Genomic DNA, 13,675 nt, shown 5'->3' with positions numbered 1-13,675 from the left:
GCTTAGAATGCCGTTCACTCCCGTCACCCGGACTAGATCCGGGGTCCAGCGCGATCAAGTCTTTGATCGCAAAAAACTCTTCCCACGGCGCAGACGCGCCGTGGCTGGATGCCGGATCAAGCCCGGCATGACGGAGGAGAATACTCTCAAACGCCCCGCTTATTCCCCCACAACAGCACATGCAGCTGCGGCAGCACGCGGGCGGAAAACCAGCGGTCTTCGCTCACCTTGTCCACCAGCCACAACATGCGGTCCATGATCCCATCGACGTCCACGCGCGCGTCGTCATCATCGGGCGGCGGTGGGGTATGGTTGCCGGGCTGGAGGTAAACGGGCAGATGCGGGAAACGTGCCGATGCCGCTTTGGCGTAAGCATAATCCGCATCATCGAAAACCACGATCTTCAGCGCCACCTGCGGTCCGTCGCCGGTGGCGGCAAGACAGTTCTCTAAAGCCTGCCAGTCCGTTTCCATGCCGCTCGACGGCGGTTTGGGGCTGAGCACCAGATGGTCGAGATCGGCAAACCAGTCTTTCGCGATGCTGCCCTGCGTTTCCAGTGCGAAACGATACCCCTCGCCCTGCCCCATCGCGATCAAGGCCCCGAGCGGCTGGATGGCAGGGTTGCCGCCGGAGAGCGACACCGTCAAAGGCACGCCGCCGGAAAGCCGCTGCACCTCCTGCCAGATCACCTCGACGGGCATCGGTTTCCACGTATCGCGGTACTCGCTGTCGACCGCATGTAGCGTATCGCACCAGGAACAGCGGTAATCGCAGCCGCCGGTGCGCACGAATACGGTCGGCAGGCCAATCAGCGGCCCCTCGCCCTGAATGGTCGGGCCAAAGATTTCGCTGATGCGGATCGCCGTTTCCTTCGCTGCAACCTTCTGTGCAGCCGCCGTCATGGCCGGTATTCCGCCCAGGTCTTGGCGGTTTCACTCACCCGCACGGCGCTGGTTTCCGGTAGGCTAAGCTTGCACCAGTCATAAAAATGCTTCGCCAGACATTCCGCCGTCACCCGGTCATGGCCGAGAACATCGTTTAGGTGGCGATGATCGAAATGATCATCGATATAACGCTTCAGCGGTGCAAGCTCGTGATAGTCGCGCACGAAACCATGCTCGTTCAGCTCCGCGCCTGATAGTTCGACCTCAACGATATAATTGTGCCCGTGCAGGCGGGCGCACTGGTGGTCGGCGGGCAGGCTTTTCAGCTGGTGCGAGGCGGAGAAATGAAACTCCTTGGTGATGCGGAACATCAGCGCACCTCCTGCGCCGCATAGGCATTGGTGGCGGCCACCCAGAAATCCGGGTCCTCGTAGTCGGTCGGGTCGGTAACGCCGGCCAGATGAAACGCTTCACGCCGTTCCACACAGGTGCCGCAGCGGCCGCAATGACGCAAGCCACCCTTGTAGCAGGACCATGTTTCGCCGAAGGGCGTGCCGTATTTCACGCCGTCGGTAACGATCGCCGCCTTGGAGACTGTCACATAGGGCGCGAAAAGCTTGACGTCCGCATAACCTTCCAGCGCATGGGCCTGCATGGCGTTGAAGCTATCGATGAAGCCCGGCCGGCAATCGGGGTAGATGAAATGGTCGCCGCCATGCACGGCGATTGCTACCGCATCCGCCTGTTGTGCTGCGGCGAGCCCGAAGGCGATGGTGAGCATGATGGCGTTGCGGTTCGGCACAACGGTGGAGCGCATGGTCTCTTCCGCATAATGTCCGTCCGGCACCGCTATGTCGTCCGTCAGCGCCGAGCCGGTGAGATGCGCGCCGATGGTTCTGATGTCGATGACATGATGCGGCACGCCGAGACGCCTCGCGCAATCGGCGGCAAAATCCAATTCCTTCTTGTGGCGCTGGCCATAATCGAAAGAGACGAGAGCGAGAAGTTCATGTTCCGCGGCGATTTTATGCGCAAGCGAAACGGAGTCCAATCCGCCGGAGCAGATGACGATGGTTTTCATAACTTAGGATCCCTTGTTTTGACCGGGTGGGCTGCGACCGGATACGGCGCGGCTTTAAACCAAAGCGAAGGGATTGTGAAGAGCTTTAAGATGACAGCGGTAGCGCACCAGCTGCTGCCGTTGCCACCGAAAACAAAAAAGCGGCGGAGTCGCCTCCGCCGCCTGTTCGATCGGTCGTCACATCAACGCAGCAGCGCCTGCGCCTCTTCAATGCCGAGCGCTGCCGGCTGGGTGCAGGTCGTGGTCATCTCGATGAAGCGGCCTTCTTCCCCGGATTTAAGGATGGAGGTCATCACGTCGATGCCGTGCAGGGAGCGATCCAGCGAGCAACGGGCATCACGGCCCTCCAGAATGGCAATCGCCATATCGGCAAGGCCTGCGGTACGGTAATTGGCGCGAGGGCCGTTCGGGCTTTCCTGATTGGCGATGCCGAAGGGATGCGCCCAGTCTTCAAGCGGCTGGATATTCTTGTCGCGCCCGCTCGCTTCCACCACGCCGCCGAAGAAGTTGGGGTCCGGCACGTAGATAGAGCCTTCCGTGCCGTAAAGCTCCATATTGGCGTGGCGATGCGACCACACGTCCCAGCTGGCCGAAAGCGTAATCGTTGCGCCGTTCACGAATTCCAGCAGCGCATGGATATTGGTCGGCGTTTCAACCGGGATGACCTCGCCGTTGAGCGGCTGGCTGGTCACCGTACGGGTGGGATTGGCCATGGAGGTCAACGCGCCGACGCGCTTGACCGGGCCGATGAGGTTGATGAGGTTCGCCACATAATAGGGACCAAGATCGAGGATCGGCCCGCCGCCCTTCAGGAAGAAGAAGCCGGGATTGGGGTGCCACATCTCCATGCCGGGGCTCATCACATGGCAGGTGCCTGATGTGATGCGGCCGACCTTGCCCTCGTCGATATATTGCCGGGCGAGCTGGTGCGCGCCGCCAAGGAAAGTATCCGGCGCACAGCCGACGGACAGGTTCTTTTCCCGGGCGATACGCCGCAGTTCCTCACCTTCCTCCAGCGAAAGCACCAGCGGCTTTTCCGAATAGACGTGTTTGCCCGCCTCGAGTGCCGCCTTCGACACCGGAAAATGCGCGGCGGGAATGGTGAGGTTCACCACCACGTCGATGTCCTTGTTGGCGAGCAGCTCCTCGATGGACTGCGCGACAACGCCAAATTCTTCCGCCCTCAGTTCCGCCGCATTGCGGTTGAGGTCGGCGCAGGCAAGCACCTTGATGCCCTTGAAGAGCGGTGCCAGCGAGAAATAAGCAGACGAGATGTTGCCGCATCCGATGATGCCGACGCCAAGATCTCTGGCCATGATAAAACTCCGAAAAATTGAAACTCAATAGGTTTTGAACGATGCGATCGAGCGGGTGATGAGCCGGTCGATGTCTTTCGGGTTGTCGTGCTCGACCACGAAATGTTTCGTGGCGGATTTCGCCTTCAACGCAGCAACGAGGCCCTTCCAGTCCACTGTACCATGGCCGACATCGGCCCAGCCATCCTCATCCGCATTCTCTCCCGCAGGCGCGATATCCTTGACATGCACGGCGGTGATGCGCTTGCCGTAGCTTTCGATCCATGCGAGCGGATCGGCATTGCCTCTGATAATCCAGGCTATATCCGCTTCCCATTTCAGGTCCGGGCCGCCGGCAAAAATCTGCTCCTGCGGCGTCGAGCCATCGTCAAGCGTCTTGAACTCGAAATCGTGGTTATGCCAGCCGAAGATCAGCCCGGCATCCACGAAGGGCTTTCCGGCTTCCTGCAGGCGCTTGCCGAAGGCGAACCAGCCTGCAGCATCTGTCGGGCGCTGGTCAGGCATCAGATAAGGGCAATAGATCGCCTCCACGCCCAGAACTCTCGCGATGTTCAGCGCCTTTTTTGGATCGCCCTCAAGAAGATCGAGACCGAAATGGCCAGTTGGCATGGTCAGGCCGTTGGCATCGAGTTCGGCGCGCAGACCTTTCAGACCAGCTTCATCCAGCGACGCATACATCGCGCCATAACCTTCGACATGTTTATAACCCGCCGCCGAAAGCTTTTTCAGAATATCGGAAAAAGGCTGAAAATTGCGGGCGCTGTAAAGCTGGAAACCGAGTTCTGTCATTGTCTCCTCCATAGAGATCTGGGTCTTGGGATTGTGTGGGGGGAAATCGAAGCTGTTCTAGAGCCGTTCCTCGCTTTGCGCGTCGAAAAGCGAGGCCATCGTCATGTCGAGGCCGAGGCGCACCTTGGTGCCCGGTGAAAACCGTCTGTGGCCGCCGACACGCACGGACATGGTATGCCCGGCATGTTTCAGCCAGATCAGATTGTCGGCGCCCATCGGCTCCTCGATATCGACGATCGCCTCGTGCACCTCACCGCCAACAATATCGGCATCGACGCGCACATGTTCCGGGCGGACACCCAGAACCACGGCACGGCCGGCGGCAAGCGGCGTCTCCGGATGATAACCGTCCAGCGCGAAAGTCACGCCATTGGTGGTGAAGACCACCTTGCCGTCCTTTTCGATCAACTCGCCGCGCAGGAAATTCATCGAGGGCGAGCCGATGAAGCCGGCGACGAAGAGGTTCCGCGGTTTGTTATAGATGGTGACGGGATCGGCCAGCTGCTGGATGACACCGCTTTTCATGATGGCGATGCGATCCGCCAGCGTCAGCGCCTCGATCTGGTCGTGCGTCACATAGATCATGGTGTTTTTCAGCGACTGGTGCAGCCGCTTGATTTCGACGCGCAGTTCCGAGCGCAGCTTGGCGTCGAGGTTGGAGAGCGGCTCATCGAACAGGAACACATCCACATCCCGCACCAGCGCCCGGCCAATCGCCACACGCTGGCGCTGGCCGCCGGAAAGCTCGGCAGGCTTGCGTTTCAAAAGCGGCTCGATCTGCAAGATGCCCGCCGCCCGTTTCACGCGCCGGTCGATCTCCTCCTTCGGCACCTTGGCGACCTGAAGGCCGAAGGACAGGTTTTTCTCCACCGTCATCTGCGGATAAAGCGCATAGGACTGGAACACCATGCCGATGCCGCGATCCTTCGGCTCCTCCCAGGTGACGTTGCGGTCCTTGATGAAGATTTGCCCGTCGGTCGGCTCCAGAAGCCCGGCAATGCAGTTGAGAAGGGTCGACTTGCCGCAGCCGGAAGAGCCGAGCAACACGAGGAATTCGCCGTCGTAAATATCGAGATTGAGATCTTTCAGCACGGTAACGGCGCCGAAGGACAGGGAAAGATCGCGAATGGAAACGCTTTTGTTCATATAACTCAACCTTTTACTGCGCCTGCAGCAATGCCGCGGACGAAAAGCCTGCCGGAGACGAAATAGACGATCAGCGGCACAGCCCCGGTCAGTAGGGTTGCGGCCATGTTGACGTTGTATTCCTTCACGCCCTGCACGGAGTTGACGATGTTATTGAGCTGCACGGTCATCGGGTAATATTCCGGCCGCGTGAACACCACGCCGAACAGAAAGTCGTTCCAGATGCCGGTCACCTGCAGGATCATCGCCACGACGAAGATCGGCAGTGACATGGGCAGCATGATGCGGAAATAAATCTGCCAGAAATTGGCGCCATCAATACGAGCCGCCTTGAACAGTTCCTCCGGCAGCGACGCAAAATAATTGCGGAACAGCAGCGTCAGGATCGGCATGCCAAAGATGGTATGCACGATGACGAGGCCGGTCAGCGTGCCATAAACGCCCATTTCGCGCAGCACGATGACGATCGGATAGATCATCACCTGATAGGGGATGAAGGCACCGATGATGAGGATCGAGAAGAACAGTTCTGACCCTTTGAACTTCCAGTTCGCGATGGCGTAACCGCTGACGGAAGCGACGATGATCGAGATGACGACCGACGGCACGAGGATGCGCACCGAGTTCCAGAATCCGCGCGAAAGCCCGTCACAGTTCAATCCCGTGCAGGCATTGGCCCAGGCCTTCACCCAGGGCTCAAAGGTGATTTCCACCGGCGGCGCAAAGATGTTGCCCAGCCGGATTTCCGGCATGCCCTTCAGCGAGGTGACAACCATCACGTATAGCGGCAGCAGGTAATAGGCGGCGGCAACGAACAGCGTGCCGTAAAGAATGATGTTGCGGCGGGAAAAGGTTTTCCTTGGCTTCTTGCCGCGCGGGCCGGAAAGGTCCTGGGCAACCGCATCGGTTGCGGCGGCGACCGTGTTCAGTGTGCTGATATTAGCCACGCTTCTTGCCTCCGAATTCGAGGTAGGCCCATGGGATGACGATGATGGCGACGGTCAGAAGCATCATGGTCGAGGCGGCGAAGCCCTGCCCCAGGTTCTGCGCCTGAAACATATAGTCATAGACATATTTCGCCGGCACTTCGGAGGCGATGCCCGGCCCACCGCTGGTCTGCGCCACCACCAGATCGTAAACCTTGACGATGCCGCTGGCGATGATGACGAGCGTGGTGATGAAGACGGGCCGCATCATGGGAATGATGATGAGAATATAGGTCTTCCACATCGGAATGCCGTCGACGCGTGCAGCTTTCCAGATATCCTCATCGATACCGCGAAGACCGGCGAGCATCAGGCACATGACGAGCCCCGTGCCCTGCCAGAGCGCTGCAATCAAGATGCCGTAAATGACGATCTGGGAATTATAGAGCGGATCGAAGGTGAAGCTTTCCCAACCCATCGAGCGGACCACGGACTGGATGCCGAATTCCGGGTTCAACAGCCATTGCCAGACGAGGCCGGTAACGATGAAGGACAAGGCGAAGGGATAAAGAAATATCGTGCGGAAGGTGTTTTCAAACCGGATTTTCTGGTCCATCAGCGCCGCCAGCACGAAGCCGATGACGAGGCTGAAGATCAGCGACAGCACGCCGTATATCGCGAGATTCTGGATGGACACGATCCAGCGCGGCGCGGCCCACAGCCGCTCATATTGGTCAAAACCGATGAAGCTTGCCCGCGGCAGAAGCTTGGAATTGGTGAAGGAATAAATCACCGTCCAGATCGTTCCGCCAAGGAAAATCACCATGGCGGTTAGGATCATGGGAATGGAGGCAATCTTGGAATTGAGATTGCGGAAAAGCTGGTTGGGACGCCCTGAGCGCGTTTGACCTGCCATGTTACCTCCTCCTGTAACGTTACAGTCAACGACCGAGCAAAAAGCCCCGCCGCGTGAAACCCCGACCAGTGCCAACTGTTCTGGCGCAAGCCGGACGTTGGAAAGGGGAGCAGCGAACCGCTCCCCGATCCGGAGAGATCACAATCAGTCAGCCGAACCGATAATGTCCGCGAAGCGCTTCTGCCCGTCTTCTGCCGACATCGAGCCCGCGAAGAACTCCGCCATCAGGTCTTCCTTCTGTTTCTGCGTATCGGCAGAAATCAGCTGGTCGGTGCTGGTCAGCGCATTGCCCTTGGCCAGAATTGCCAGACCCTTTTTCATGCAGTCATTGGCTGCATTGAGGTCGACGTCGCCGCGGATCGGCAGCGAGCCTTTTTTCAGGTTAAAGGCAACCTGCGTTTTCGGATCAACAATGGTTGCGGCAAGAACGTCCTGCGCCTTGGTTTTCGCCTCGTCCTTCAAAACCGGGAAATAAAAGGCGTCGCCACCCGTGGTGAGGTATTCACTGAGGCCCAGACCGGGAAGGCAGGAATAGTCCGTGCCGGCTTTCTGATTGGCAAGCTGGAATTCGCCCTGCGCCCAGTCGCCCATGATCTGGCCGCCGGCCTTGCCCGTTATCACCATATTCGTGGCCTGATTCCAGTCCTGAACATTGGTGCCCTTGGCCATGTCGCGCGCCTCGACGGCAGCCGCGAAAATCTTGGCCATCTCAGGCCCGGCTGCCGCTTCGGCATCCTTGTCGCCATAGACCTTCTGATAAAGGTCCTTGCCGCCAATCGAAAGCGTCAGCGTGTCGAACAGGCCGTTCGCCTGCCATGCCTGGCCGCCAAGCGCGAGCGGCTGGATGCCCGCCTTTTTCAGCGCCGGTGCGGCTGCGACGAATTCCGTCCAGTTCTTCGGAACCTCTACGCCCGCCTTTTTGAAGGCCGCATTGGAAAGCCACAGCCATTGCCAGGAATGGATATTGACCGGCGCGCAATAGATCTTGCCGTCGATGGTGCAGCTGTCGAGCAGGCTTGCCGGCTTGATCACATCTTTCCAGTTACCCTTTGCGGCAACATCGGAAAGATCGCGCATCAGGCCTGCCTGGACAAGCTCTTCCGCCTGCCGGCCGTGGTTGAACTGGGTGGCACCCATCGGGTCGCCACCGGTGATGCGGCTGATCATGATCGGCCGGGCCGTGCCGCCCGAACCGGCAATCGCGCCGTCCACCCATTTATTGCCGGTCGCGTCGAAAGCCTTGGCCAGTTCGGCGACGGCAGCGGCTTCGCCGCCTGATGTCCACCAATGGGTCACCTCAAGATCGGTGGCCCCGGCAATACCCGCCGGAATCATGACGCTGGCCAGAAAAGCCGCAGAAATAACACGCATTCGCATGAGTCTCCTCCCTCACTGAAACGTTGCAGTTGGAACGTATGCGAAGATTTTTGATTAGGCAACCGCCTAAAATACGAATCTCGCCACCACCGTCAGGAGGCATTTCGAACGGGCAGTAAATATGCCGAACAGCCAAGCGACGCAGGGGATTGGACCGCGTAATCCAAACGCAATGCCGGTCATTTACAGACCTCATGGTGAGGAAAACAGGCGAAAGAGACCATGAAACGCTGGCATATTCTTTTGATCATCGGACTGACCGGTGTCGCATCGCTTTTACTGGCAACGTTTGAGCAGCTTATACCGGGGCAGCAAGCTTCATTGGCTATGCGCCTGCTGATCCTCGTCCAGCCGGCAATCCTGACCGTTACAGCGGTGGCAACCGGTCAGGCTCTTGCCGCGAAACTCGGGCTTGGCGCCCCGTTGATCGATAGCTGGTTGCAGGGTGACAATACGCGCGCAGTGCTGCGAAGACAGTTGCCGCCTGCGCTTGCGGCGGGCATTGCCGTCGCCGTGTTGATGATCATCTATTCGTCGGTGATCCTGCCCATGATCACGGATGCGGCAACCCTGGCAAAAATGACCAGATTTGACGTCCCGCTGGCGACCCGGATTTTATATGGCGGCATCACGGAAGAGCTGCTGACCCGGTGGGGCCTGATGTCGTTTTTCGCATGGGCCCTCTGGCGCATGACAGGAAGCGGGGAAATCCGATCATCTCTTGTATGGGCTGCCATCATAATCGCCGCAGCTCTCTTCGCCGCCGGCCATCTGCCGTTTCTGTTCACGATCGCCGCTCAGCCGCAACCGGCGCTCGTCCTTGCGGTGCTGCTCGGCAACTTTATTCCCGGCCTCATCTTCGGGTGGCTATTCTGGCGTCGGGGACTGGAAGCGGCGATACTGTCCCATGGCTTTGCCCATTGCGTGAACGCGCTGGCTGCCTGAACCAAAAAAGGCGAAGCGGACTTATGTCCACCTCGCCTTATGTTCCCTTTGCGTAGGCAGCGCCCCTATTGCCTCTTGTAATCATCCTCGATGCGGATGACATCGTCCTCGCCGATATAGGCCCCGGTCTGGATTTCGACCAGTTCGAGCGGAATCTGCCCCTCGTTTGCCAGCCGGTGCGGCTGGCCGATCGGGATATAAACCGACTGGTTTTCCGTCAGCAGCCGGGTTTCCTCGCCGATCGTGACAGTCGCGGTTCCCTTCACGACGATCCAGTGTTCCGAGCGGTGATAGTGTTTCTGGAACGAAATGCGGTGGCCGGGATCGACCGTGATGTGGCCCACCCGGTAACGCTCGTCCACATACATGTGTTCGATATAACCCCAGGGGCGATAGACGCGCTTGTGGGTCTGCGTCTGTGGCGCGTGCTCGCTGTCCTTCAGCTTTTCCACCAGACCCTTCACATCCTGCACCCGGTTTTTCGGCACCACCAGAACCGCATCCTTGGTGGCCACCACCACCATGTCCTTCGCGCCCACCACCGTCGTCAGCAATTGCGTGGAGTGGATGAGGCAGCCTTCGGAATCGATGAAGACGCCGTTACCTTCCAGTGCGTTGTCGTTGCCGCGCTTGTCGGCAATCTCCCAGATCGCATCCCAGCTGCCGATATCCGACCAGCGGAAATGGCCGTGCACCACCGCCATACGCTTGGTCTTCTCGATCACCGCGTAGTCGATGGAGTTTTTCGGGGAAGCCTCGAAGCTTTCCTGATGCAGGCGCACGAAACCGAGGTCGCTTTCATATTGCTCGACGGCCTGCGTCACCGCGGCAAGGATCTCCGGCGCGAAGGCCTTCAGTTCGGCGATCATCACATCGGAACGGAACAGAAAGTTACCGGAGTTCCAGAGATAACCTTTTTCCAAGTAGGAGATCGCCGTCTTCACATCCGGCTTCTCGACAAAAGCATCGACGGTGCTGAGGTCTTCCTCGCCGTCGATCGCCTCGCCCGGTTTGATATAACCGTAGGAGGTACGCGGCTCGGTCGGCACGAGGCCGAAGACGACGATATTGCCCTGATCGGCGGCTTTTGCGCCGAGCTTCACGGCATCGGAAAACTTTTGGGCATCGAGCACCACATGGTCGGCGGCAAGCGCCAGCACCAGGCATCCGGGCTCGCGGCGCTCGGCAAGCACGGCGGCAGCGGCCATCGCGGCGGCGCTGTCGCGGCGGGCGGGCTCAAGCACCACCGTTGCCGGCAGATCGATCTCTTCCGCCTGGCGGCGAGCGAAGAAACGGAAATCCTCGTTGGTGATCACAAGCGGTTCGGCATAAAGGCTCTTGTCGCCCACCCGCTGCAGCGTCTGCTGATAGGTCGAAAGATTGCCGACCAGCGGCTGGAACTGCTTGGGCAACTGATCGCGCGATACCGGCCAAAGCCGGGAACCAGCACCGCCGGCAAGAAGAACCGGCGTGATCTTTCGAGAGTGTTCCTTCACAACAAAACCTTTCCAACTCTAAAAATTTCCCGGCGCGCCGGACAATATACATATTTCGAAATGCCGCCATCATCGGTTCACGGGCGGATAAGCGCAAGCTCATAAATTCGCCTTGTGAAAGCTTGGTGAACGGCGGGGTTTTGCCGGCAGGACCGTTTTCCTAACGCAAGGGAGGGTGCAAGGTTCCGCACGGAATGGCCTCGCACTCCGGCCAAGGGCAAAGAAAAACCCCGGGGACCATGCCCCGGGGTTCCTTTTTCAGAGTGATAAACCGCCAAGATCAATCCGGCAGCGCATAGGCGATCACATAGTCGCCGCGATCGGGCGACTGGCGCGCACCACCGGCCGAGATGACGACATATTGCTTGCCGGTCTTCGGAGACTTGTAGCTCATCGGACCGCCCTGGCTGCCGACCGGAAGGCGGGCCTTCCAGACTTCCTTGCCGGTCGCCGTATCGAAGGCGCGCAGATAATAATCCTGCGTGCCGGCGATGAAGACGAGACCGCCCTGTGTGGCAAGCGTGCCGCCAAGCGTCGGCATGCCGATCGGGATGGGCAGGCCCATCTTGATGCCGAGAGGCCCGGTATCCTCGACGGTACCAACAGGCACCTGCCACTTGATCTTCTGGGTCTTCATGTCGATCGCGGTCATCGTGCCATAGGGCGGAGCCTGGCAAGGAATGCCGAGAACCGAAAGGAAACGGTTCTTGTCGACGGCATAGGGCGTACCCTTCATAGGCACGAGGCCCATGCCGGTATTGACGCTTTCGCCGCCGCTTGCCGTTGCCTTGCTGGGTGCGGCTTCCTTCATCTGAATCCAGAGGCCGAGGCGCATGTCATTGACGAAAATGGTGTTCGTCGTCGGGTCAGTCGAAAGACCGCCCCAGTTCATGCCGCCGAGCGAACCCGGGAATGACAGGGAGAGGTCCGTACCCGGCGCTGTATAGAGCCCCTCGTAGCGCATTCCCTTGAAGGCAATACGGCAAAGAAGCTGGTCGAACGGGGTTGCACCCCACATATCCGCTTCCGTCAGGGTCTGCGCACCGATCTCGGGCATGCCGACCGAGCGCGGCTGTGTCGGCGCATAGGGCTCGTTCGGAATATTGGCGGGTTTGACCGGAACTTCTTCAACCTTCGTCAGCGGCTGGCCGGTCGCCCGGTCGAGAACATAGATCTGCGCCGCCTTGGTGCCGAAGACCAGTGCCGGAACAGTCGTTCCATCCGCTTTCGGGAAATCGATGAAGCTTGGCTGCATCGGCACGTCGAAGTCCCAGAGGTCGTTATGAACCGTCTGGTAGACCCATTTTTCCCGGCCGGTAGTGGCATCGAGCGCCAGCATCGAAGCACCATATTTATGGTCGAGCGGCGTGCGCGTCGCGCCATACAAGTCCACCGAAGGGCTGCCGACCGGCATGAAGACGGTGTTCAGCTCCGGATCGTAGGACATGGACGCCCAGACGTTGGGCGTGGAACGCGTGTAGGTCTGCCCTTCGGGCGGCAGTCCGGTGATATCAGGATTACCGGGGTCGAAGGCCCAGCGAAGCGCGCCCGTCACCACATCGAAACCGCGCATAACACCGCCGGGCATATCCACCTGTACGTTGTCGGCGATACGGCCGCCGACCACGACGGTCGTTCCCGCCAGTGTAGGGGCCGAGGTCAGCACATATTGCGGGTCCGGCGCATTACCGAGACCGATCTTCAGATCGACACGGCCATTGGTGCCGAAGTCAGGGCAGAACGCGCCGGTGTCGGCATCAAGCGCAATCAGTTCCGCATTGATGGTGTTCATCAGAATACGGCGCTGGCAAAGCGCGCCTTCAGCCACGATTGCCGGGGTAACCGGCGTGGAACCTGGTGCGGTCGGTTGCTTCAGCGGCGCCTTGGCGTCGAAATAGGCAAGACCGCGGCAGCGCATCCAGACGGAGGATTTCGCGTTGATTTCCGTCTTCCATTTCTCAGCGCCGGTATCGGCATCGAGAGCGATGACATTATTGTGCGGCGTGCAAAGGAACACGGTGTCGCCAACCTGCAGCGGCGTTTCCTGATCTTCCGCACCATTCGCGCCGGGGCTGATCGGGGTGTCGCCGGTATGGTAAGTCCATGCGACTTCGAGGTTCTTGACGTTGTCACGGGTGATTTCGTCGAGCGCGACAAAGCGGCTGCCGCCGGACGTATTGCCGTAATGCTCCCAGTTCTTCTGCTCGGTTTCCGGGGTTACCGGCGTCAGCGCGGCCGCCTCACCATTGAAGGCGACGGTCGGATGCGGCACGAACATGCCGGCAAAACCTGCACCGGAAGCGATGGCGAGAATGGCGGCAATGGCGAAAGAAGTGCCATATGCCGGGGTCTTGCCTGCCGCACGGCGCAAGAGGGGATAGGAGAGCGCAACGACAGCGGCGCCGACACCTATCGCCAGAAGGCGGGAAATGAGCGGCCAGAAGTGCAACCCGGCTTCCCACACCGCCCAGATGCCGGTGAGGACAACGACGAGGCCGAAGAGAAGCGCGCCGGCAGACTTGCGCAACAGGATGAGCAGGCCGGAGACGATCAACGCGATGCCCGCCGCAATGAAGTAAAGACTGCCGCCGAGGGCCGCGAGCTGGCCGCCGCCAATGGCGAAGAACAGGCCTGCGGCAATGATGACCGCGCCGAGCACCAACAGCCATAATCTGGCTGGGAGCGATAGTGAAGTTGCTGGATTACCCATGAAAGAATGTCCGGTTAGAAGAGCCGCCCAAAAGGCTGAAGCCCGATGATCGTTCAATGTCCGGCAAAGCCGGGACAGTTCGCGGCCAT

12 protein-coding genes are annotated in these 13,675 nt (G+C 59.5%); 1 reads left to right on the top strand and 11 read right to left on the bottom strand.

The annotated features are described in order from the left end of the window. Window positions 1–146: 146 nt before the first annotated feature. The 9 genes from queE to V6S97_RS13665 all read right to left on the bottom strand — a co-directional run bounded on the left by queE (window position 147) and on the right by V6S97_RS13665 (window position 8,435). Window positions 147–902, bottom strand: a complete 756-nt coding sequence (gene queE / locus V6S97_RS13705) for a 7-carboxy-7-deazaguanine synthase QueE (protein ID WP_153316163.1) — start codon at window positions 900–902, stop codon at window positions 147–149. Next, window positions 899–1,255 carry a 6-carboxytetrahydropterin synthase QueD gene (gene queD / locus V6S97_RS13700; RefSeq protein WP_334427082.1) on the bottom strand — a complete coding sequence of 119 codons (357 nt, stop codon included), beginning with the start codon at window positions 1,253–1,255 and terminating at the stop codon, window positions 899–901. The genes queE and queD overlap by 4 nt, the downstream gene beginning before the upstream one ends. Then, entirely contained in the window at window positions 1,255–1,965 is a 711-nt protein-coding gene (gene queC, locus V6S97_RS13695) for a 7-cyano-7-deazaguanine synthase QueC (protein ID WP_281037546.1), read from the bottom strand. The genes queD and queC overlap by 1 nt, the downstream gene beginning before the upstream one ends. Before the next feature lie 182 nt (window positions 1,966–2,147). Then, window positions 2,148–3,281: a Gfo/Idh/MocA family protein gene (locus V6S97_RS13690; protein ID WP_020011901.1), complete on the bottom strand. Its 1,134-nt coding sequence runs from the start codon at window positions 3,279–3,281 to the stop codon at window positions 2,148–2,150. A 24-nt stretch (window positions 3,282–3,305) separates the two neighbouring features. Further along, window positions 3,306–4,070, bottom strand: a complete 765-nt coding sequence (locus tag V6S97_RS13685; protein WP_003506296.1) for a sugar phosphate isomerase/epimerase family protein — start codon at window positions 4,068–4,070, stop codon at window positions 3,306–3,308. A gap of 57 nt (window positions 4,071–4,127) precedes the next feature. Next, window positions 4,128–5,216: an ABC transporter ATP-binding protein gene (locus tag V6S97_RS13680; RefSeq protein ID WP_003506294.1), complete on the bottom strand. Its 1,089-nt coding sequence runs from the start codon at window positions 5,214–5,216 to the stop codon at window positions 4,128–4,130. A gap of 5 nt (window positions 5,217–5,221) precedes the next feature. Next, window positions 5,222–6,163 (bottom strand): carbohydrate ABC transporter permease, encoded by a 942-nt coding sequence (locus V6S97_RS13675; RefSeq protein ID WP_003506292.1) that lies wholly within the window; start codon window positions 6,161–6,163, stop codon window positions 5,222–5,224. Continuing rightward, window positions 6,156–7,058 (bottom strand): carbohydrate ABC transporter permease, encoded by a 903-nt coding sequence (locus V6S97_RS13670; protein ID WP_003506291.1) that lies wholly within the window; start codon window positions 7,056–7,058, stop codon window positions 6,156–6,158. The genes V6S97_RS13675 and V6S97_RS13670 overlap by 8 nt, the downstream gene beginning before the upstream one ends. A 144-nt stretch (window positions 7,059–7,202) precedes the next feature. Beyond that, window positions 7,203–8,435 (bottom strand): ABC transporter substrate-binding protein, encoded by a 1,233-nt coding sequence (locus tag V6S97_RS13665; RefSeq protein ID WP_003506290.1) that lies wholly within the window; start codon window positions 8,433–8,435, stop codon window positions 7,203–7,205. Window positions 8,436–8,657: 222 nt separating this feature from the next. Between V6S97_RS13665 and V6S97_RS13660 the strand changes: the two genes are divergently transcribed. Next, on the top strand, window positions 8,658–9,380 hold the full coding sequence (locus V6S97_RS13660) for a CPBP family glutamic-type intramembrane protease (protein WP_111817895.1): 723 nt from the start codon (window positions 8,658–8,660) through the stop codon (window positions 9,378–9,380). A gap of 65 nt (window positions 9,381–9,445) precedes the next feature. Here the strand turns inward: V6S97_RS13660 and V6S97_RS13655 are convergent, their stop codons facing one another. Beyond that, a complete protein-coding gene (locus V6S97_RS13655) occupies window positions 9,446–10,876 on the bottom strand; it encodes a mannose-1-phosphate guanylyltransferase/mannose-6-phosphate isomerase (protein WP_080866852.1) in 1,431 nt (476 codons plus the stop codon). 280 nt (window positions 10,877–11,156) lie between these two features. Beyond that, entirely contained in the window at window positions 11,157–13,586 is a 2,430-nt protein-coding gene (locus tag V6S97_RS13650) for a glucose/quinate/shikimate family membrane-bound PQQ-dependent dehydrogenase (protein ID WP_334427075.1), read from the bottom strand. Window positions 13,587–13,675: the final 89 nt, after the last annotated feature.

Source organism: Agrobacterium sp. CCNWLW155 (assembly GCF_036888815.1).
GTDB lineage: Bacteria > Pseudomonadota > Alphaproteobacteria > Rhizobiales > Rhizobiaceae > Agrobacterium > Agrobacterium radiobacter.
Note: the sequence above shows the minus strand (reverse complement) of the source record. Positions and strands in the feature narration are given on the sequence as shown.